This is a genomic window from Streptomyces avidinii (genome assembly GCF_045161815.1).
GTDB classification, from domain to species: domain Bacteria; phylum Actinomycetota; class Actinomycetes; order Streptomycetales; family Streptomycetaceae; genus Streptomyces; species Streptomyces avidinii.
Window position 1 is genome coordinate 5,755,596 of the sequence record NZ_CP108863.1, and the last position, 21,846, is coordinate 5,777,441.

Sequence of the window (21,846 nt, forward strand, 5' to 3'; positions counted from 1 at the left end):
CGAATACGACATGCCCACCGCCAACAAGTTCTCCGTCTCCCGGTACGCGCCCGAGCGCGGGGCGATGGCCAGGCTCACCGCCCGCGACTCCGTGGTGCGCCGGCTCGACTGGCCGATCCTCCTCTCGTCGCTCGCCCTCTCCTTCCTCGGCGCCCTGCTGGTGTGGTCGGCGACCCGCAACAGGACCGCGCTGAACCAGGGAGACCCGTACTACTTCCTGGCCCGGCACGCCCTGAACACCGGCATCGGCCTCGTCCTGATGATCGGCACCATCTGGCTCGGCCACCGCACCCTGCGCGGCGCGGTGCCGGTCCTCTACGGGCTCTCCCTCGTGCTGATCCTGGCCGTGCTGACCCCGCTCGGCGCCACCATCAACGGCGCCCACGCGTGGATCGTCATCGGCGGCGGGTTCTCCCTCCAGCCGTCCGAGTTCGTGAAGATCACGATCATCCTGGTGATGGCGATGCTGCTGGCCACCCGGGTGGACGCGGGCGATCTGGCTCACCCGGACCACCGCACGGTCGTCAAGGCGCTCTGCCTCGCGGCCGCCCCCATGGGCATCGTCATGCTGATGCCCGACCTCGGCTCCGTGATGGTCATGATCGTCATCGTGCTCGGGGTGCTGCTGGCCTCCGGTGCCTCCAACCGCTGGGTGCTCGGCCTGATGGGGGCGGGCGCGAGCGGCGCCATCCTGATCTGGCAGCTCGGCGTCCTCGACGAGTACCAGATCAACCGCTTCGCGGCCTTCGCCAACCCCGAGCTCGACCCGGCCGGCGTCGGCTACAACACCAACCAGGCGCGCATCGCGATCGGCTCCGGCGGGCTGACCGGATCCGGGCTCTTCAAGGGCTCACAGACCACCGGCCAGTTCGTGCCCGAGCAGCAGACCGACTTCGTCTTCACGGTGGCGGGCGAGGAGTTGGGCTTCCTCGGGGCCGGGCTGATCCTGCTCCTGCTCGGCGTCATCCTGTGGCGGGCCTGCGTGATCGCCCGGGAGACCACCGAGCTGTACGGGACGATCGTGTGCGCCGGGATCATCGCCTGGTTCGCCTTCCAGTCCTTCGAGAACATCGGCATGACCCTCGGGATCATGCCGGTGGCCGGGCTCCCGCTGCCGTTCGTCTCGTACGGAGGCTCGTCGATGTTCGCGGTGTGGGTGGCGATCGGACTACTGCAGTCGATCAAGGTGCAACGGCCATTGTCGGCCTGATGTTCCGTTCACCCTGCCGACGTGATCCGTTCAGGACTAAGTTCGGTATATGGCGGACACCAAGCGCGAAATCGAGCGGAAATTCGAGTTCTCCAAGGCCAAATCTGCCCGGCGCGGAGTGCCGGACCTGACGGGCACGGCCGCCATCGCGGCCGTCTCCGACCAGGGCACCGTCGACCTCGACGCCGTGTACTACGACACCCCCGACCAGCGGCTCGCAGCCGACGGTCTCACCCTCCGGCGCAGAACGGGCGGCGCGGACGAGGGCTGGCACCTCAAACTGCCCGTCTCACCGGGAGTGCGCGACGAGATCGGGTCCTCGCTCAGCGACACCGTCCCGCCCTCCCTCGCCGCCCTCGTCCGCTCCCGCGTACGCGGCGCCGGACTCCGGCCGCAGGTCAGGCTGGTCTCCTCGCGCCGCATCAGCCACCTGCTCGACGCCGAGGGAGCCCTGCTCGCGGAACTGAGCACCGACGAGGTCCTGGCCGAGCGGGGCGACGCCACCGCCGCCTGGACCGAGGTCGAGGTCGAACTCGCCGACGGCGTCGACCCCGAACTGCTCGACGCCGTCGAGAAGACCTTCCGCAAAGCCGGGCTCCGGGTCTCCGACGCCCCCTCGAAGCTCGCCCGGGCCCTCGCCGAGACCGATGCCGAGCCCCCGGTCCGGCCCGAGGGCGGCGCCCCCGAGGGCTCCGCCGGCGCGCACGTGCTGGCGTACCTGCGCGAACAACGTGACGCCCTGGTCGCGCAGGATCCGGCCGTGCGGCGCAACCTCCCGGACTCCGTCCACCAGATGCGGGTCGCCTGCCGCAGGCTGCGCAGCGCCCTCAAGACCTACCGCAAGGTCCTGGACCGCGGCGTCACCGACCCGATCGGGGAGGAACTGCGCTGGCTCGCCGCCGAACTCGGTGTCGACCGCGACCGGGAAGTCCTGCTGGAGCGGATCCAGGGCCACCTCGGCGAGCTGCCGCGCACCCTGCTGCTCGGCCCCGTCCGGGCCCGGCTGAAGATCTGGAATGCCGCCCGCCGCTCGGATGCGCGGCGCCGGTCGCTCGGCGCGCTCGACAGCGCGCGCCACCTGGCCCTCCTGGACTCCCTCGACGCCCTGCTGGAGAGGCCCCCGCTGCTGAAAGCCGCGGACGGGCAGGCCGAACGCATCCTGCCGAAGGCCGTGCTCCACGACTACAAGCGACTCGCCGACCGGATCGACACGGCGCTGACCCTTGCGCCGGGCCATGAACGGGACCTGGCCCTGCACGAGGCCCGCAAGGCGGCCAAGCGTTCCCGCTACGCGGCGGAGGCCGCCGTACCGGCCCTCGGGAAACCCGCGAAACACCTGGCCAAGGCCGTGAAGAAGGTCCAGACCCTGCTCGGTGACCACCAGGACAGCGTCGTCGCCCGCGACGCCCTGCGCGGCCTCGCCGTCCAGGCGGCCGGGGCGGGGGAGTCGGCCTTCACCTGGGGCGTGCTCTACGCCCGCGAGGAGGCCCTGGCCGAGCGGAGCGAAAGGGAGCTTCCGGATATCTGGGCGAAGGCCGCCGCCCCCGCGATGCGGGCCGGACTGGAATGATCATGTGGGTGGGGGCGGCCGAGCCTAGGGGTACGCTTGAGAGCTGCCCCCTGCCCGCTTCACGAAAGTCGCGTGATGACCGAGTCGGTCTTCCCTCAGCTTGAGGCCCTGCTTCCGCATGTGCAGAAGCCCATCCAGTACGTCGGCGGTGAACTCAACTCCACGGTCAAGGAGTGGGAGAGCTGCGACGTCCGCTGGGCGCTCATGTACCCGGACGCGTACGAAGTCGGGCTGCCCAACCAGGGCGTCATGATCCTTTACGAGGTGCTCAACGAACGCGAGGGCGTCCTCGCCGAGCGCACCTACAGCGTGTGGCCGGACCTCGAAGAGCTGATGCGCGAGCACAAGGTGCCGCAGTTCACCGTGGACAGCCACCGCCCGGTCTCCGCCTTCGACGTGTTCGGCCTGTCCTTCTCCACGGAGCTGGGCTACACCAACATGCTCACGGCCCTGGACCTCGCAGGCATCCCGCTGGAGGCCCGCAACCGTACCGTCGACCACCCGATCGTCCTCGCGGGCGGCCACGCGGCCTTCAACCCCGAGCCGATCGCGGAGTTCATCGACTGCGCGGTCATCGGCGACGGCGAGCAGGCCGTCCTCGACATGACCGAGATCATCCGCACCTGGAAGGCCGAGGGGCGGCCGGGCGGGCGCGAGGAAGTACTGCTGCGCCTGGCGAAGACCGGCAATGTCTACGTGCCGGGCTTCTACGACGTCGAGTACCTGGCGGACGGCCGCATCGGCCGTGTCGTGCCCAACCGCTCCGGCGTGCCGTGGCGCGTGTCCAAGCACACCGTCATGGACCTCGACGAGTGGCCCTACCCCAAGCAGCCCCTGGTCCCGCTCGCCGAGACCGTCCACGAGCGCATGTCCGTGGAGATCTTCCGCGGCTGCACCCGCGGCTGCCGTTTCTGCCAGGCCGGCATGATCACGCGCCCCGTGCGGGAGCGAAGCATCACCGGCATCGGCGAGATGGTGGAGAAGGGCCTGAAGGCCACCGGCTTCGAGGAGGTCGGTCTCCTCTCCCTGTCCTCCGCGGACCACACGGAGATCGCCGACATCGCCAAGGGTCTCGCCGACCGCTACACGGACGACAAGGTGGGCCTGTCCCTGCCGTCGACCCGCGTGGACGCGTTCAACGTGGACCTCGCCAACGAGCTGACCCGCAACGGGCGCCGCTCCGGCCTGACCTTCGCCCCCGAGGGCGGCTCCGAGCGCATGCGCAAGGTCATCAACAAGATGGTCTCCGAAGAGGACCTGATCCGGACCGTCTCCACCGCCTACGGCAACGGCTGGCGCCAGGTGAAGCTGTACTTCATGTGCGGCCTGCCCACCGAGACCGACGAGGACGTCCTCCAGATCGGCGACATGGCGGTCAACGTCATCGCCAAGGGACGTGAGGTCTCCGGCCAGAACGACATCCGCTGCACGGTGTCCATCGGCGGGTTCGTCCCGAAGCCGCACACCCCCTTCCAGTGGGCCCCGCAGCTGTCGGCCGAGGAGACGGACGCCCGCCTGGGCAAGCTCCGCGACAAGATCCGCGGCGACAAGAAGTACGGCCGCTCCATCGGCTTCCGCTACCACGACGGCAAGCCGGGCATCGTCGAGGGCCTCCTCTCGCGCGGTGACCGCCGCATCGGCGACGTCATCCGCGCCGTGTACGAGTCGGGCGGCCGCTTCGACGGCTGGCGCGAGCACTTCAGCTACGACCGCTGGATGGAGGCGGCCGAGAAGACGCTGCCCGCCTACGGCGTGGACGTGGCCTGGTACACGACCCGCGAGCGCACCTACGAAGAGGTCCTGCCCTGGGACCACCTGGACTCCGGCCTCGACAAGGACTGGCTCTGGGAGGACTGGCAGGACGCCCTCGACGAGACCGAGGTCGAGGACTGCCGCTGGACCCCCTGCTTCGACTGCGGCGTCTGTCCTCAGATGCAGACCGAGATCCAGATCGGCCCGACCGGCAAGAAGCTGCTGCCGCTGTCCGTCGTGAAGTGACCGGTTCCGGCCGCTGATCCGCAGGTGAAGGGCCCCCGACTGCAACGGTCGGGGGCCCTTCCTGTGTCCTAGGTGACATGAACACCGATACGTCGCAGCCCATCACCGGAGGTGAAGGCTGCCTGGTCGGGGCCCTCCGGATCCCCGTGAAGATCGTGGCGCTGCTGGTCGTACTGCCCGTACGGGTGGTCTGGGACCTGCTGGCCGCCCTCGGGCGGCTGCTGTACCGCCATGTGCTGGCGCCCCTCCTCACCCACATCGTGGAACCGGTGCTGCGCGCCCTGGGATGGCTGGTGACCACGCTGGCCAAACTCGTCTTCGTCTGGCCCTGGACCGGACTGTGGCGCTACGTCCTGCGGCCGGTGGGCTCGTGGCTGTACGTCCGTCTCCTCGCCCCCCTCGGGCGTCTGCTGTACGTGTACGTCCTGCGTCCGCCGGCCCTGGTGACCTGGCGGTACGTCCTCGTTCCGGTCGGGCGGGCCCTGATCCGGCTGGCCGAGGCGGCCCACCGGTACCTGCTCCTGCCGCTCTACCGGTACGTCCTCACCCCGCTCGGCACGGCCCTCTCCTGGGCCTGGCACGTGGCCGGGCTCATCACCCGAGCGCTGTGGCGGGCCGTGAAGTGGAGCGGCCGGGTACTGATCGGATGGCCCGCCGCGCAGGTGTACCGGTACGTCCTGACACCGGCCGGACATCTCGTGCGCGCCGTGTGGCGGCCGGTCCGCGACACCGTCCGGGAGGTCCGCGCCGAGGTCCGCCGCGCACTGTTCGGTACTCCTCCCGTGGAACCGACGAGGTCACGGGCGCGTACTCTGGGTAGTACGACAGCCGCAGGCAACACGCCCGCTCCCGAGATCTCCCTCCACGAACGGCAGGGGTGAGCCGGAGGCAGGGCGGCGCCCGCCGGCCCCACAGACGCTCAGGGCGACGCGCGAGCCGCGGAGCCCCGCACAAGGAGAAGAACCACTGGGCAAGCGACAGCCCGAAGGCCCGCCTCCCGCACCGGTGGTGCAGCGCATCCGACTGCGCTACACCAAGCGCGGCCGCCTCCGGTTCACCAGTCACCGCGACTTCCAGCGCGCCTTCGAGCGGGCCCTGCGCCGCGCCGAGGTGCCCATGGCGTACTCGGCAGGCTTCACCCCGCACCCGCGCGTCTCGTACGCGAACGCCGCCCCGACCGGGACCGGCAGCGAGGCGGAGTACCTGGAGATCGCCCTCGCCGAGCCCCGCGACCCCGAGAAGCTCCGTGAGCTGCTCGACGAGTCGATGCCCACCGGGCTCGACATCATCGACGCCGTCGAGGCCCGCACCTCGGGCCTCGCCGACCGGCTGACCGCCTCCGTGTGGGAGCTGCGCCTGGACGGCGTGGAGCCCGCGGAGGCCGAGCGGGCCGTGACGGCGTTCCTCGCCGCCGAGACCGTGGAGGTGCAGCGCCGGACCAAGAACGGCATGCGGACCTTCGACACACGTGGCGCGGTCGTCAGCCTGGAAGCCCTTCCCGCCCCGGCTGATAGGCCCCTGGACAATGCCTGTGCGATACTGCGCCTGGTTGTTCGGCATCTGACACCTGCCGTGCGACCCGACGACGTCCTGTCCGGTCTCCGAGCTGTGGCCGACCTGGCGCCGCCGGTCCCCTCTGCGGTGACCAGGCTGGCGCAGGGGCTCTTCGACGAGGAGTCCGGCACGGTGACCGACCCGCTCGCGCCCGACCGCGAGGCTGACACGGCCGCCCCACCCACGGCCGCCGTAGCAGCCGACGCGAAGGCGCCGGAAGGTCCCGCCGCGTAGGGATCGTCGTCGTCGCGCAGCCCTGGTACTCGGGAGCCACCTGGGTCGGGCCGCGCACTGACCTGAAGACTTCCGCCAGGCCGTACGGACAACACGTACGGAACCGGCGGCCATGGACTACAGCTCCCGTGTGGCGAACGCGCCCCGGAGGCCGGTTCCGCGCTCATTACGCGGGCCGTGCCGGACCGGAAGTCAGCCGCGGCGCCCGGGAGCGTGACGGGAGAACCGCCCGCAATGCTCAACAACGAAAATGACATCACCCCTGCCGGTAGCGCCGACAACGGCAGCCCCAGCGACAACCTGCCGCCGCGCCGTCGCCGCCGTGCCGCCTCCCGGCCCGCGGGTCCGCCCGGTGGGGCCGTCGCGGAGACCGCCCCGGTGACGGAGGCCGCACCGGCCGCCCCCGCCGAAGAGGCCGCTCCGGCCGCCGCCCCCGCTCGTACCCGCCGCCGCGCGACCCGCGCCGTGGCCGCTCCGGTGACCCCGGCCGCCGAGGCCGTCGTCGTCGACACCCCGGCCGCCGAGCCCGCACCGGTCGCCGAGGAGGCTCCGGCCGCTCCGGCCCCGCGTACCCGCCGCCGCGCCACCCGCGCCGTTGCCGCCCCGGAGGCTCCGGCTGCCGAGGCTGCGCCCGCGCCGGTCGTGGAGGAGGAGGCTGCGGCTGCTCCGGCTCCGCGTGCCCGTCGTCGCGCCACTCGCGCCGTGACCGCTCCGGAGGCTCCGGCTGCCGAGGCTGCGCCCGCGCCGGTTGTGGAGGAGGAGGCTGCGGCTGCTCCGGCTCCGCGTGCCCGTCGTCGTGCCACTCGCGCCGTTGCCGCTCCGGCTGCCGAGGCTGCTGCTGTGGTCGAGGCTCCGGCCGCCGAGGCTGCGCCCGCGCCGGTTGTGGAGGAGGAGGCTGCGGCTGCTCCGGCTCCGCGTGCCCGTCGTCGTGCCACTCGCGCCGTGACCGCTCCGGCCGCCGAGGCTGCTGCTGTGGTCGAGGCTCCGGCCGCCGAGGCCGAGCCGGTCGTCGAGGAGGCCCCCAAGGCCACCGCCCGCACCTTCACCGTGGCCGACGCCCTGGACTCCCCGAAGCGCGGTGGCCGCCGCCGCGCCACCCGCTCCACCACCGCACCGGCCGCCCCCGCGCAGCCCGCCGCGGCCGCCGAGGCCGAGGCGCCCGCCGCCCCGGCCCGCGCCCGCCGCGCCGCGCGTCCCGCCGTGGCCGTCTTCCAGGCCCCGGTCTTCGCCGAGCCGATGTTCCAGACCCCGGAGACCGCCGCCATGGCCGCCGCGGCCGCCCGCGCAGCCGCCCCGGCCGAGGAGGTCGAAGAGGAGGAGGAGCTCACCGAGGTCACCGCCGAGACCGAGGCCGCCCCGGCCCCCGCCGCGCAGCCCGCCGGCCGTCGCCGTCGCCGCGGTCGCGGCGCCGCCGAGGCCGCTCCGGTCGCCGAGACCGCTCCCGTATCCCTTCCCGAGGTGCTCGCGGAGGAGGAGCCCGAGGCCGAGGCCGCCGAGCTCGACGAGGAGTTCGACGAGGGCGACGAGTCGGGCGAGCGCCCGTCCCGCCGTCGCCGTCGCGGGGGCCGTCGCCGCCGCCGCGGTGAGGCCGCCGACCTCGACGAGTCCGCCGAGGAGGAGACCGAGACCGAGACCGCCGAGCGCGACGCCGCCGATCAGGAGGGCGAGGAGGAAGAGGACGAGGAGGCCGAAGAGGCCCTCGGCTCCAGCTCCAGCCGCCGTCGTCGCCGTCGCCGCCGCCGCAGTGGCGAGGGCTCTGCCGAGGTCGCCGAAGCGGGCGACGAGGACGGCGTCCGTACCGTCGTCAAGGTCCGCGAGCCGCGCCCGGCGCGCGAGAAGGCCGAGCCCTCCGACGAGGTTCAGTCCATCAAGGGCTCGACCCGCCTGGAGGCGAAGAAGCAGCGCCGCCGCGAGGGCCGCGAGCAGGGCCGCCGCCGCGTTCCGATCATCACCGAGGCCGAGTTCCTGGCCCGCCGTGAGGCCGTCGAGCGCGTGATGGTCGTCCGCCAGGCCGGCGAGCGCACCCAGATCGGCGTCCTCGAGGACAACGTGCTCGTCGAGCACTACGTCAACAAGGAAGAGGCCACCTCGTACGTCGGCAACGTCTACCTGGGCAAGGTCCAGAACGTGCTGCCGTCGATGGAGGCCGCCTTCATCGACATCGGCAAGGGCCGCAACGCCGTCCTGTACGCCGGTGAGGTCAACTTCGAGGCGCTCGGCATGGCCAACGGGCCGCGCCGCATCGAGTCCGCCCTCAAGTCCGGCCAGTCGGTCCTGGTGCAGGTCACCAAGGACCCGATCGGCCACAAGGGCGCACGCCTGACCAGCCAGGTCTCGCTGCCCGGCCGCTACCTGGTCTACGTGCCCGAGGGCTCGATGACCGGCATCAGCCGCAAGCTGCCCGACACCGAGCGCGCGCGTCTGAAGACCATCCTCAAGAAGATCGTCCCCGAGGACGCGGGCGTCATCGTGCGCACCGCGGCCGAGGGTGCGAGCGAGGACGAGCTGCGCCGCGACGTCGAGCGTCTGCAGGCCCAGTGGGAGGACATCCAGAAGAAGTCGAAGCAGATCTCGACGTCTTCGCCGAGCCTGCTGTACGGCGAGCCGGACATGACCGTCCGCGTCGTGCGCGACATCTTCAACGAGGACTTCTCGAAGGTCATCGTCAGTGGTGACGGCGCCTGGGAGACCATCCACGGCTACGTGAACCACGTGGCCCCGGACCTGGCCGACCGGCTGTCCCGCTGGACCTCCGAGGTCGACGTCTTCGCGACGTACCGGATCGACGAGCAGCTCGCCAAGGCGCTCGACCGCAAGGTGTGGCTGCCCTCGGGCGGCTCGCTTGTGATCGACAAGACCGAAGCGATGATCGTCATCGACGTCAACACCGGCAAGTTCACCGGTCAGGGCGGCAACCTCGAGGAGACCGTCACCAGGAACAACCTGGAGGCGGCCGAGGAGATCGTGCGCCAGCTGCGGCTGCGCGACCTGGGCGGCATCGTCGTCATCGACTTCATCGACATGGTCCTGGAGTCCAACCGCGACCTGGTCCTGAGGCGCATGCTGGAGTGCCTGGGCCGCGACCGTACGAAGCACCAGGTGGCCGAGGTCACCTCGCTGGGCCTGGTCCAGATGACCCGCAAGCGGGTGGGCCAGGGTCTGCTGGAGTCCTTCTCCGAGACCTGCGTCCACTGCAACGGCCGCGGTGTCATCGTCCACATGGAGACCCCGACCGTGGTCGGCGGCGGTGGCAACGGCAAGCGCTCCAAGCGCCGCGGTGGCCGCTCCGAATTCGACCAGCACGACCACGAGGTCGAGACCGTCGACACGGAGGGCTTTGAGTCCGAGGCCGAGGTGGCCGCCGAGGCCGCCGCGCCGCGGGCCCTGCCCGAGCCGGAGTTCGTCGCGGACGAGGAGCTCTACAGCAGCCCGGCCGAGGCCGAGGCCGCCGCGGGCATCAGCGGCCGTCGCAACCGGCGCCGTGCCACCCGCAAGGCCACCGCTCCGGCGGGCGCCCCGCGCGGTGCGGCCGCTCCGGCGCAGGCCCCGGCCCCCGTGGTCGAGGCCGAGCCGGTGGTCGAGCCCGCCGACACGGTGCTGGAGCCGGCCGCCGAGGTCGTCGCCGAAGCCGTGGAGGCCTCGGAGGTCGTCGCGGAGGTCGTGGCCGAAGCGGTGACCGAGGAAGCCGCGCCGAAGGGCCGTACCCGTCGCCGGGCGACCCGTAAGGCCACCGCCCCGGCCGGCGCCCCGGCGTCCGCGGCCGAGGTGGCCCCGGAGCCCGAGCCGGAGCCGGTCGTCGTGCCGGAGCCCGAGCCGGTCGTCGAGCCCGAGCCCGTCGCCGTCGCCGAGGTCGAGGAGGCTCCCGTCGCGGAGGCCGCTCCGGCCCGTCCGCGCCGCCGTGCCACCCGTAAGGCCACCGCGCCCGCCGGTTCCCCGGCCGGCTCGGCAGAGGCCGCCGTGGTGGTCGTGGAGGCCCCGGTGACCGAGGCCGAGACGCCGGCCGAGGAAGCCGCACCGGTCGAGGAGGCCGCACCGGCCAAGAAGACCGCCAGGAAGGCTGCGGCCAAGAAGGCGCCCGCCGCGAAGAAGGCCCCGGCCAAGAAGGCGGCGGCCGCCAAGAAGACCGTGGCCAAGAAGGCGGCCACGACCAAGAAGACCGCGGCGAAGCGGACGACGAAGAAGACCGCGGCGGCGGAGCAGCAGACGCTGCCCTCCGTCTCGGCTCCGACCGAAGCCTGATCCACCGCTGAGTGACACAGCGGCCGTGGGCCCCGCCGGACGGCGGGGCCCACGGCCGTGCGGGGCCCGGTTTGCTCCTACGGGACCGGCCCCGTAACCTAGACCGTCGGCGTGTCTTAGCGCGCGCCGCGCTCCTGAGCACCTTCCTCACGTTCCGTACGCGCAAGCGTCGTGCGAGAGAGGCCGCTCGTCCAATCCGGATCGGTGCGGTCCTGTCCTTGAGACGGGATCTGCCTGAGCGGCTGGCTTCAGGAGCATCCGTCCCGAGTGAGAGAGAGATCCGCGTGTACGCCATCGTGCGCAGCGGTGGTCGCCAGCACAAGGTTGCTGTTGGTGACATCGTTGAGGTTGACAAGATTTCCACTGCCAAGGTTGGCGACACGGTCGAGCTCTCGACCCTGCTCGTTGTCGACGGCGAAGCCGTGACCAGCGACCCGTGGGTCCTGGCCGGTATCAAGGTCACGGCCGAGATTGTGGACCACCACAAGGGCGCCAAGATCGACATCCTGCGCTACAAGAACAAGACCGGCTACCGCCGTCGCCAGGGTCACCGCCAGCAGTACACGGCGATCAAGGTCACCGGTATCCCCGCGGCTGCGAAGTAAGAGGGACTGAGACATGGCACACAAGAAGGGCGCATCGTCCACCCGGAACGGGCGCGACTCCAATGCCCAGCGGCTCGGCGTGAAGCGCTTCGGCGGTCAGGTCGTTTCCGCTGGTGAGATCCTCGTCCGCCAGCGCGGCACCCACTTCCACCCGGGTTCGGGTGTCGGTCGTGGTGGCGACGACACGCTGTTCGCGCTGCTGGCCGGTTCGGTCCAGTTCGGCACGCACCGTGGCCGCAAGGTCGTCAACATCGTTCCGGCCGCCTGATCCAGCTTCGGCTGATCGAGCGTTCGTAACTTCCCGAGGGCGGATCTCAGCTCTTTCCGGCGCAAGCCGGGAAGAGAGGTCCGCCCTCGGCGCGTTGTCACATAGACACGTTTAATGGGCAGCAAGGCCTGCCACCGGATTTTCCGGACTATTCCCGCTGTATCTGGAGGAACACCCATGACCACCTTCGTGGACCGCGTCGAGCTGCACGTCGCCGCGGGTAACGGGGGCCACGGCTGCGCCTCCGTTCACCGGGAGAAGTTCAAGCCGCTCGGCGGCCCCGACGGCGGCAACGGCGGCCGTGGCGGCGACGTCATCCTGGTGGTGGAGCAGGCGATCACGACCCTGCTGGACTACCACCACAGCCCCCACCGCAAGGCCACCAACGGCAAGCCCGGCGAGGGCGGCAACCGCTCCGGCAAGGACGGCCAGGACCTGGTCCTGCCCGTGCCGGACGGCACCGTCGTCCTCGACAAGGAGGGCAACGTCCTCGCCGACCTCGTCGGCCAGGGCACCACCTACGTCGCCGCCGACGGCGGCCGCGGCGGCCTCGGCAACGCCGCGCTCTCCTCGGCCCGCCGCAAGGCCCCCGGCTTCGCGCTCCTCGGCGTCCCCGGCACCACCGGCGACATCGTCCTGGAGCTCAAGACCGTCGCCGACGTGGCGCTGGTCGGCTTCCCGAGCGCCGGCAAGTCCTCGCTGATCTCCGTGCTCTCCTCGGCCAAGCCGAAGATCGCGGACTACCCCTTCACCACCCTCGTCCCTAACCTGGGCGTCGTCACGGCCGGTTCCACGGTCTACACGATCGCCGACGTCCCGGGTCTGATCCCCGGCGCCAGCCAGGGCCGTGGCCTGGGCCTGGAGTTCCTGCGCCACGTCGAGCGCTGCTCGGTGCTGGTGCACGTCCTGGACACCGCCACGCTGGAGTCCGACCGCGACCCGATCGCCGACCTCGACGTCATCGAGGAGGAGCTCAAGCTCTACGGCGGCGGACTGGAGAAGCGTCCGCGCCTCGTCGTCCTCAACAAGGTCGACATCCCGGACGGCCAGGAGCTCGCCGACATGGTCCGCCCGGACCTGGAGGCCCGCGGCTACAAGGTCTTCGAGGTCTCGGCGGTCGCCCGCACGGGTCTGAAGGAGCTCTCCTTCTTCCTCGCCGAGGTCATCGCCAAGGCCCGCGCCCGCAAGCCGAAGGAGGAGGCGACCCGTATCGTCATCCGCCCGAAGGCCGTGGACGACGCCGGCTTCACCGTCACCTACGACGAGGTCGAGGACGTCTACCAGGTGCGCGGCGAGAAGCCGGAGCGCTGGGTCCGCCAGACCGACTTCAACAACGACGAGGCCGTCGGCTACCTGGCCGACCGCCTCAACCGCCTCGGCGTCGAGGACGCGCTCAAGAAGGCCGGCGCCCGCGCCGGTGACGGCGTGGCCATCGGCTCCGACGCGAACGCGGTCGTCTTCGACTGGGAGCCGACCATGATGGCCGGCGCCGAGATGCTGGGCCGCCGTGGCGAGGACCACCGTCTGGAGGCTCCGCGCCCGGCCACCACGCGCCGCAAGGAGAAGGACGCCAAGCGCGGGGACTCGGCGCAGCAGGAGTACGACGAATTCCGGCCGTTCTGAGCCCCATCCGAGGGACGTATGCCCGGAAGGTTTGAAGGCGCCTTTATGTCGGTCGCCTAGGATCTTCCGGGTGAACAGCAGCAACCTCCCCACGGTTTCCGTCGTGGTCATCGCGTACAACGACGCCGGGCTCGTGGGCGAGGCCGTTTCCTCGGCTCTCGCCCAGGGTCCGGTGGTCCTCGAGGTCATCGCGGTGAACGACGCCTCGTCGGACAACACCGCGCAGGTGCTGGACGAGCTGGTGGCCGTCCACCCCCGCCTCAAGGTGGTGCACCGGACGGAGAACAGCGGAGGGTGCGGCACCCCGCGCAACGACGGGATCGCGGTCGCGTCCGGCCGGTACGTCCTCTTCCTCGACAGCGACGACATCCTGCCACCGGGAGCGGCCGAGGCCCTGGTGCGCACCGCCGAGGAGCACGGCGCCCCGGTCACCGTCGGAGCGGCGGTACGGCGCGAGCTGCCCCAGCACCACGACGTCCCGTGGATGCCCGGACTCCATACGCCGGGCGACGTCATCGAGCGGCCGGTGGACCGGCCCGATCTCGTCCGCGACACCCTCTGCGTCAACAAGCTGTACGCGCGCTCCTTCCTCCAGGACCACGGCCTGCGCTTCCCCGACGGCCGGTTCATCTACGAGGACTTCGTCTTCACCGCCCGTGTGCTCGCCGCGGCCCCCCGCATCGCGGTCACCGGCGACCTCGTCTACGTCTGGCACGTACGCCGCAGCGCCGCCCAGGTGTCGATCTCCCTGGACCGCAAGGACGTCGGGAACTGGCGCGCCCGCGTCGAGGCCCACCGCGCCGCCGCCAGGATCCTCGAAGAGGCCTCGCCGGTGCTGGGCAGTGCCTGCCGGGTGAAGTTCCTGGAGTACGACCTGCGCATGTACCTGCGCGAGCTCGGCCGCGACCCCGAGTACCAGGCCGCCTGGTGGACCCTGACCCGCGAGTACCTCGACACCTTCCCCGAGGCCGACATCGACTCCGCGGCGGCCCACGCGCGCTGGATCGTGTCCGTGCTGCGCGCCACGCCGACCCCGCCCGCCGACGTCGAGCGGCTCACCCGGCTGGCCGCCGAACCGCCGCGGCTGCTGCCCCCGTACGCGACCGGCCCCACCGGCGCGCCCGTGTGGAGCGAGGGGCTCCCGGTGGAGCTGGTGGGCCTGCCCACGCTGCCGGTCGCCGAACTGCCCGTCACCGTCGACGCCGAACCGGCCGGCCGCGGCGCCGTCCGGATCCGCGTGCACGACCTGTACGGGCGCCTCGCCGCGGCCGGGCCGGTCACCGCCCAGCTGAGTTTCCTGCCCCGTGCGGGCGGCGACCCGGTGCTCGCGCAGCCGGTCCCGCTGCGCCCCGACTCCAGCGGCGGCTGGACGGCCGTACTGCCGTTCCGCCTCGCCGATCTGGCCGTCACGGGCCGCCGCCAGGGGCTGCGCAGGATGCAGGCGTGGAACGTCGGGGTGGGCGTGCGGTGCGCCGACGGGAGCTCGGTGTTCACCTCCCTGCGCCCCCGGGGCCGACTGCTTCGCCGTCGGGCGCTGCCCAGCAGCCGGTACGGTGTTCTGCTGGCGCAGCCCTACCGGACGGGGGCCGGCGCCCTCGCGCTGCGCCTCGCGCCCGGCGCCGAGGGCGCGCTGTACCTCGTACGCAACCGCCTCCACCGGGCCCGCGCGGGCCGCGGGGCGGGCTGACGGCCCGGGGCGGGTCCCGCAGGAGCCCCTGCGGACGGCCGTGCCCCTCATCCCGAAGTCGGACAGGACCAAGGAGATACACATGACGTTTCTGATCACCGGTGGCGCCGGGTACATCGGCGCGCACGTCGTCCGCGCGATGCTGCTCGCGGGGGAGGAGGTCGTCGTCCTCGACGACCTCTCCACGGGCAACGAGGACCGCGTGCCGGAAGGCGTCGGGCTGGTGGTCGGATCCGTCCTCGACCGGCTGGTCGTGGACGAGGTCATCCGCAAGCACAAGATCACCGGCGTGGTGCACCTCGCGGGCAAGAAGCAGGTCGGCGAGTCCGTCGCGAAGCCGATGCACTACTACCACGAGAACGTGCAGGGCCTCGCGGTCCTGCTCCAGGCCGTGGCCGACGCGGGCATCCGCAACTTCCTCTTCTCCTCCTCCGCCTCCGTCTACGGCATGCCCGACGTGGACCTGGTCACCGAGGACACCCCGTGCGCGCCGATGAGCCCCTACGGCGAGACCAAGCTGGCCGGCGAGTGGCTGGTGCGCGCCGCGGGCCGGGCGCACGGCATCTCCACCGCCTGCCTGCGCTACTTCAACGTGGCGGGCGCCGCGACCCCCGAACTCGCCGACACCGGCGTCTTCAACCTGGTCCCGATGGTCTTCGAGCGTTACGACGCGGGCCAGGGCGCCAAGATCTTCGGTGACGACTACCCGACGCCGGACGGCACCTGCATCCGTGACTACATCCACGTCGAGGACCTCGCGGAGGCCCACGTGGCGGCCGCCCGCAAGCTCGCCGAGTGGGGCGCGGCCGGTGAGTACAAGGATCTGACCGTCAACATCGGCCGCGGCGAGGGCGTCTCGGTCGCCGAGATGGTCGCGCTCATGAACGAGAGCACCGGGCACGACATCGCCCCCGTGATCAGCCCGCGCCGCCCCGGCGACCCGGCGAAGGTCGTGGCATCGGCGGACCGGATCACCAGCGAGCTTGGCTGGAAGGCCCGGCACGACGTCCGCGAGATGGTCACTTCCGCCTGGGCGGGCTGGCAGGCCAACAAGGTGGCCCGCAAGGACGCCCACCGGGACGTCCACAAGCCCTGATCCGCACTGCACGACGGCCCGCCCCGGAGGATCCCGGGGCGGGCCGTGGCGTGTGTGCCGTGGAGGGCGCGGTCAGCGCTCCAGGAAGGAGAACAGCTCCTCCCACCGGTCGGTGATCTCGGCGCTGGAGTAACGCTGCACCGAACGGAAGGCGTTGTCCCCGAGCCGGTCGCGCAGCTCGCGGTCGGCCATCATCGCGCGCAGGTGCCCGGCCAGCTCCATCGTGTTGCCCAGCCGGGCCAGCAGCCCGTCCTCACCGTGCTCGACGATCTCCCGTACGCCCGGTGCGCAGTCGAAGGCGGCCGGCGGCACGCCCGCCGCCATCGCCTCCAGCAGTGTGATCGGGAAGCCCTCGGCCCGTGAGGCCTGGGCGAAGACCGAGGCGCCGCGCAGCGCGCCCAGCACGTCGTCGGTGCTGCCCATCCACTCCACGGAGTCGTCCAGGCCCAGCGCGGTGGAGTGCGCCTTCAGCGTCGCCTCCTCCACGCCCGCCCCGTAGATCCTCAGGGTCCAGTCGGGATGGTGCGGCGCGACGTCCGCCCAGGTGTCGAGCAGCAGGTCGACGCCCTTCTCGAAGGCGAGGCGGCCGACGCTCGCCACGACCTTCTCCGTGCGAGGGGCGGGGGAGCCGGGCATGAAGGGCAGCGGATTCGGCATGCTGCCGACGTTCTCCATGCCCGCCCGGATCCACAGGTCCGCGTCCTCGGAGGTCAGCACCAGCAGCCGGTCGACCTGCGGGTAGAAGCGGCGTACCCGCTCCCCGCGGGTGGACTTCTGGCTGGCCTCGAACGACTCGTGACTCATCCCGATGACGGAGAGCCCCTTGGTGTCGGCGAGCGCCACCCACTCCATCGCCCAGACCTGGGTGACGATGACCACACCGCCCGGACGGGCCGCGCGCAGCAGTTCGCTCAGCTGCTCGGCCTTGACCCGCATCTTGGCCCGCCGGGCCGCCTGGCGGCGCCGCTCGGGCGCGTTCAGCCGGCCCTTGATCCCGCGCAGCCGGCGGGCCGACGGGGGGTGGGCTTCGTAGAGCGTCGTCATCTCGTACGGCAGGTCCTGCGGCAGCTTCTGGCGGATCTCCTCGGCGACCGGGGCGATGCCCACGATGTGCACGCGGTGGCCGCGGTCGGTGAACTGCCGGGCCATCTGGTGCGACCAGGTGGTCACGCCGCCGATCTCGTCGACGTTGTTGGAGACGATGAAGATGTCACGGCCGCCCGGGGTGGCGGTCTGCTGGCTCACTTGCCGCTCCTGGTGAAGAACTTCTCTACGATCTGGCGGGCCGCGTCCCCGCGGTCGTACTCGCCGAACTCGGCGAGGAAACGCTCCCGCGCCTGGGCGTACTTGGCGTCGGCCTCCTCGAAGGCGGCGAGCGCCTGCAGGAGTTCGTCCGCCGTGGCCACCACCGGGCCCGGGGCCTTCTCCTTCAGGTCGAAGTACGTGCCGCGGATGTCGGTGGCGTACTTCTCGTAGTCGTACGCGAAGAACAGCATCGGCCGGTCCAGGACCGCGTAGTCGAACATCACGGACGAGTAGTCGGTGATCAGACCGTCGGCGAGGGCCAGCAGCGGGGTGATGTCGTGGTGCCGGGACACGTCGACGACCCGGCCCTCGACCGACGGCGGCAGCGAGACGCTGTTGAGGTAGTGGGTCCGCACCAGCAGCGTGAAGCGGTCGCCGAGCCGGTCCGCGAACTCCTCCACGTCGAAGGGGAAGGTGAAGCCCTCCACCGCGCCGTCCGCTCCCGCCCGGAAGGTCGGCGCGTACAGCAGCACCTTCTTGTCCGGGTCGATGCCGAGCTCCACGGCCAGGGGACCGCGTACCCGCTCGCCGCTGTCCGCCTCGGTCCGGTACGCCTCGACGAGGGCGTCGTTGCGCGGGTAGCCCGTGCGCAGCAGCACCTCGTCGCGCAGCCGGAAGCCCTTGGCGAGGGTGCGGGTGTCGTGCTCGGAGCGGATCAGGAAGTGGTCGAAGCGGTCGACGGCCGCCTGGAAGCGGGCCTGACCGGCCCGGCCCTGTGCCTTGGTCCGGGGCTCGTGGAAGCCCATCCGCTTGAGCGCCGAGCCGTGCCAGGTCTGGATGTACGTGGTCCCCGGGCGCTTGGCCAGCGCGAGCGGGAAGCCCTGGTTGTCGACCCAGTACTCGGCCTGGGCCAGGGCGCGCAGGTACTGCCAGCTCCAGCGCCTGACCAGGGTGGCCTCCTTGGGGAAGCCGGTGGGCTTGGCGCCCGCGTACGACCAGACCGCCTCGAACGGCGCGCCCTGGCGCACCATCTCCTCGTAGATCGCCTTGGGGCTGTCGCTGTACTGCTTGCCCATGTGACTCTCGAAGACGACCGTGCCCTTCTTGATCGGCAGCTTCGAGAAGATCTCGTGGTAGACCTTCACCTTCTGCTCGCCGGAGCCCATGTTCCGGCGGGCCCGCAGTGCCTTGCGCAGGCCCCGCTTGACCACGCCGGCCGCCTTGCCCTGTATGGCGTTGTTGATCAGCGACTGGGTGCGGACGGCGGCGGCGCCCTCGGCGCTCAGCACGTAGCTGAGGTTGCCCTTCTTGGTCATCTCGGGCCCGAAGCGGTCCGATACCAGCCGGGTCAGCCGCGGGCGCACGCGCAGCCGGGCCGCCGACTCCAGGTCGACCCCGCCGATCGCGACGCGGGTGGTGATCCGCTCGCCGCCGGCGGTCAGCTTGAGCCGGACGTCCCAGACGGCGTCGATGATGCCGAGCGGGCGGACGGTGCTCGCGATGTCGGCGGTGCCGGTCCACTCGATCGTGTCACCGGCGTGGCGCACGGTTGCCACGGGGAAGCCGAAGGACCGTACGCCGATCTGCCGGCGGGCCCGGAACTCCAGGGTCGCCTTCAGCTCCGCGTCGGACGGGATCCGGCCCAGCGGGTTCACGATCGAGCCGGACATGGTGACGGTGCCCCGGCCGTCGTCCTCGTAGGAGGTGAGGCGGTTGCCCAGGGTGAGGGAGGTGAGCGGCGTGGTGTGGAACGCCTGCTCGGTGACATCCAGTATCCGTCGCGCTTCGTCGCCGTCGGGACCGTCGATGTGCTGCGCGCACCAGTAGACGCGGCCGTCGCGCTCGGCGAGCGGGGAGGTGAGCCGGCCCTTGTTGGTCATCGCGTCGGCGGCCGGGAGCAGGTTGTCCCAGTCCTCCTTGCCCAGCAGGTAGGCACAGATCGCCTGGAGGTACGTGACGTTCTCGTACGCGGCCGGGTCGATCCCCGCGAGGTAGCCGTTGGCGAGGCGGGCGAACTCCTGGCGGTACTCGTCGCTCAGCAGCGGCAGGTCGCGCAGGTGCAGCACGAGGTCGTGCTTGAGGAACTTGGCGTCCTTCGCGGACTTGATGTCCGTGTGGCCCTTTTCGGCCAGCAGACGGTCGACGCGGCGGTGGATCTCCATCCGGTGGACGAAGTTCGCGATCTCGTGGCGCCGGTTGCTGATCGACAGCGCCGCGGCCTTCTCGACCACGTTCCAGAAGTAGACGTGGTTCGGGATCAGCGTGATGCGGCGGGCGGCCACGTACGCCTGCGCCGAGAACAGCAGGTCCTCGTAGTGGATGCCGACCGGGAACTCCAGGCCCTGCTCCAGCAGGAACTCGCGCCGGTAGCACTTGTTCGTGGAGAGGGTGTCGTAGACCAGCAGGTCGGGGAACTCGGTGATCGATTCCAGCGTGCGGGTGCGGGAGTAGATCCAGGGGTACCACTCGGTGGTCTTGCCCCACCGGTTGTCGAGGTGCACGCGTACGCACATGCCCGCGACCAGGTCGGAGCCGGTCCGCTCGGCGGCGTCCAGCATGTTCCGGCAGGCGTTGCGCTCCAGCACGTCGTCGCTGTCGAGGAACATCACGTACGTTCCGGTGGCCTGCTGGATGCCGTGGTTGCGCGGCGCACCGCAGCCGCCGCTGTTCTCCGGCAGGCGGAAGGCGCGCACTCTCCCCGGATGCGCGGACTCCAGTTCCTGGGCGACCGCGTACGAGCGGTCCTTGCTGAAGTCGTCGACGATCACGACTTCGACGTTGTGCAGGGTCTGGTCCAGAACCGACTGGACTGCTGTCGGCAGACGCTCTGCGTCGTTGTAGACGATGACGACCACGGAGACGTCGGGCACGTGCACCTCGATCCCTTCGTTTCGTTACGTTGAGCTCAATCCGATTCCGCTTATCTCGTCAAAGCTACCGTGTGCCGCCCTCGGCTCCGGCAGCCCGACTCCCGCCCGACCCTCGCCGTGCATACTTCTAAGGAAGAGGTGAGAGGCGGGTCCGGTCGCCGACAATCACCCGTTCGGACCCAGCAGGAAGTGTTCATGACGAAGCTGTCCGTAGTCGTCCCTTGCTACAACGAAGAAGCCGTCATCGACAGCTTCGACGCGGAGATCCGAAGGGTTCTGGACGCCCTCCCCGTCGAGTACGAGGTCTGCTACGTCGACGACGGAAGCCGCGACGGCACTCTCGGCAAGCTCCGGAAGATCGCCGCCGAGTACGGAGACCAGACCCGGTACGTCTCCTTCAGCCGTAACTTCGGCAAGGAGGCCGGCATGCTCGCCGGCCTGCGCGAGGCCACCGGCGACGCCGTCGTGATCATGGACGCGGACCTCCAGCACCCGCCGGAGCTCATCGCGACCATGCTGGAGCACTACCGGCAGGGCCACGACCAGATCATCGCCCGCCGCACGCGCGAGGGTGACAAGAAACTCCGTTCCGCGCTCAGCAGCCTCTACTACCGCGGCGTCAACCGCTGGGTCGACGTGGAGCTCACCGACGGCGTCGGCGACTTCCGCATGCTCTCGCGCCCGGCCGTGGACGCCCTGCTGTCGCTGCCCGAGTACAACCGCTTCTCCAAGGGACTGTTCTCCTGGATCGGCTTCGACACCGTCCACTTCGACTACCGCAACGCGCAGCGCGAGGCCGGCGAGACGAAGTGGAAGTTCGGCTCCCTGCTGAACTACGGCATGGACGGCCTGATCTCCTTCAACAACAGGCCGCTGCGGATCGGGATCTGGTTCGGCGTGTCGCTGGTCGCCCTGACCGGCCTGTACGCGCTGTGGATCACGATCATGGCGATCACCAACGGCGTCGAGTCCCCCGGATACGTCACCCTTGTGGCCATCATCACGGGCCTGGGCGGCGTACAGCTGATCATGCTGGGCCTGATCGGCGAGTACATCGGCCGTATCTACTACGAGACCAAGCGCAGGCCGCACTTCCTGGTCAAGGAATCGCACGGCGCGCAGCCGCTCCCGCGGACCGGGCCGGCGGCCGCCCCGGCCGAGGAGCCGACGATCGTGGAGCGCAGCGCCCGATGAGCCGCAGGGAGCAGTTCGGCCAGATCTTCCGCTTCGCCCTCGTGGGCGGGGTCAACACCGGCACCTTCTTCGGCATCTACCTGCTCCTGCACCCGTGGATGCCGTACTTCGCCGCCTACTCGCTCGCCTTCGTCCTGGCGATGGTCGGCTCGTTCTTCATGAACACCTACTTCACCTACCGGACCCGGCCGACCTGGAAGAAGTTCCTCCTCTTCCCGCTGACGAACGTCACCAACTACGTCATCCAGTCCGCCGGCCTCTATGCCCTGGTGACGTGGGCCGGGATGGACACCCGGATCGCCCCACTGGTCGCGGCCATCGTGGCCATCCCCTTCACCTTCCTGCTCTCCCGCAAGATCCTCGTCCCGGGCGCCGCCCGGGCCGAGGAGGCCCAGCAGGTGGGAGCGGGGGCCTCGTCCAGGGGCTGAAACCCCCGAGCAGCCCCGCGCGCCC

Annotated in this window: 15 protein-coding genes; 13 read left to right on the forward strand and 2 right to left on the reverse strand. The window is 71.0% G+C overall.

Going from position 1 to position 21,846, the window contains the following annotated elements; genetic code table 11:
- The first annotated feature begins 10 nt into the window (after positions 1-10).
- From rodA to galE, 11 genes are all read left to right on the forward strand, one after another.
- On the forward strand, positions 11-1,210 hold the full coding sequence (gene rodA / locus OG373_RS25820) for a rod shape-determining protein RodA (RefSeq protein WP_405440624.1): 1,200 nt from the start codon (positions 11-13) through the stop codon (positions 1,208-1,210).
- 49 nt (positions 1,211-1,259) lie between these two features.
- A complete protein-coding gene (locus OG373_RS25825; protein ID WP_405440626.1) occupies positions 1,260-2,780 on the forward strand; it encodes a CHAD domain-containing protein in 1,521 nt (506 codons plus the stop codon).
- Between the two features lie 72 nt (positions 2,781-2,852).
- Positions 2,853-4,778 (forward strand): TIGR03960 family B12-binding radical SAM protein, encoded by a 1,926-nt coding sequence (locus OG373_RS25830; RefSeq protein WP_405440628.1) that lies wholly within the window; start codon positions 2,853-2,855, stop codon positions 4,776-4,778.
- 77 nt (positions 4,779-4,855) lie between these two features.
- On the forward strand, positions 4,856-5,659 hold the full coding sequence (locus tag OG373_RS25835) for a hypothetical protein (RefSeq protein ID WP_405440630.1): 804 nt from the start codon (positions 4,856-4,858) through the stop codon (positions 5,657-5,659).
- A 127-nt stretch (positions 5,660-5,786) separates the two neighbouring features.
- Entirely contained in the window at positions 5,787-6,566 is a 780-nt protein-coding gene (locus tag OG373_RS25840; RefSeq protein ID WP_053171682.1) for a TIGR03936 family radical SAM-associated protein, read from the forward strand.
- Positions 6,567-6,800: 234 nt separating this feature from the next.
- Positions 6,801-10,805 (forward strand): ribonuclease E/G, encoded by a 4,005-nt coding sequence (locus tag OG373_RS25845; protein WP_405440632.1) that lies wholly within the window; start codon positions 6,801-6,803, stop codon positions 10,803-10,805.
- A gap of 284 nt (positions 10,806-11,089) precedes the next feature.
- Positions 11,090-11,410, forward strand: a complete 321-nt coding sequence (gene rplU, locus OG373_RS25850) for a 50S ribosomal protein L21 (protein WP_030384677.1) — start codon at positions 11,090-11,092, stop codon at positions 11,408-11,410.
- Positions 11,411-11,423: 13 nt separating this feature from the next.
- Positions 11,424-11,678 carry a 50S ribosomal protein L27 gene (gene rpmA, locus OG373_RS25855; RefSeq protein ID WP_112446573.1) on the forward strand — a complete coding sequence of 85 codons (255 nt, stop codon included), beginning with the start codon at positions 11,424-11,426 and terminating at the stop codon, positions 11,676-11,678.
- Between the two features lie 177 nt (positions 11,679-11,855).
- Entirely contained in the window at positions 11,856-13,301 is a 1,446-nt protein-coding gene (gene obgE, locus OG373_RS25860) for a GTPase ObgE (RefSeq protein ID WP_405440633.1), read from the forward strand.
- Positions 13,302-13,371: 70 nt separating this feature from the next.
- The gene (locus OG373_RS25865; protein WP_405440634.1) at positions 13,372-14,988 is read left to right on the forward strand and encodes a glycosyltransferase family 2 protein; all 1,617 of its coding nucleotides are present in this window, start codon (positions 13,372-13,374) and stop codon (positions 14,986-14,988) included.
- Between the two features lie 82 nt (positions 14,989-15,070).
- Positions 15,071-16,084: a UDP-glucose 4-epimerase GalE gene (gene galE, locus OG373_RS25870; RefSeq protein ID WP_405440635.1), complete on the forward strand. Its 1,014-nt coding sequence runs from the start codon at positions 15,071-15,073 to the stop codon at positions 16,082-16,084.
- Between the two features lie 72 nt (positions 16,085-16,156).
- On the opposite strand, the gene OG373_RS25875 is transcribed toward galE, so the two are convergent.
- Both OG373_RS25875 and OG373_RS25880 read right to left on the reverse strand, forming a co-directional pair.
- Positions 16,157-17,329, reverse strand: coding sequence for a glycosyltransferase (locus tag OG373_RS25875; RefSeq protein ID WP_405440637.1), 1,173 nt, complete (start codon positions 17,327-17,329; stop codon positions 16,157-16,159).
- Entirely contained in the window at positions 17,326-20,205 is a 2,880-nt protein-coding gene (locus OG373_RS25880; protein WP_405440638.1) for a CDP-glycerol glycerophosphotransferase family protein, read from the reverse strand. Before OG373_RS25880 ends, OG373_RS25875 begins: the two co-directional genes overlap by 4 nt.
- 189 nt (positions 20,206-20,394) lie before the next feature.
- Between OG373_RS25880 and OG373_RS25885 the strand changes: the two genes are divergently transcribed.
- Both OG373_RS25885 and OG373_RS25890 read left to right on the forward strand, forming a co-directional pair.
- Complete coding sequence (locus tag OG373_RS25885) at positions 20,395-21,393, forward strand: glycosyltransferase family 2 protein (RefSeq protein WP_397728875.1); 999 nt, start codon at positions 20,395-20,397, stop codon at positions 21,391-21,393.
- The gene (locus tag OG373_RS25890; protein ID WP_405440640.1) at positions 21,390-21,821 is read left to right on the forward strand and encodes a GtrA family protein; all 432 of its coding nucleotides are present in this window, start codon (positions 21,390-21,392) and stop codon (positions 21,819-21,821) included. Before OG373_RS25885 ends, OG373_RS25890 begins: the two co-directional genes overlap by 4 nt.
- The last annotated feature ends 25 nt before the right edge of the window (positions 21,822-21,846 follow it).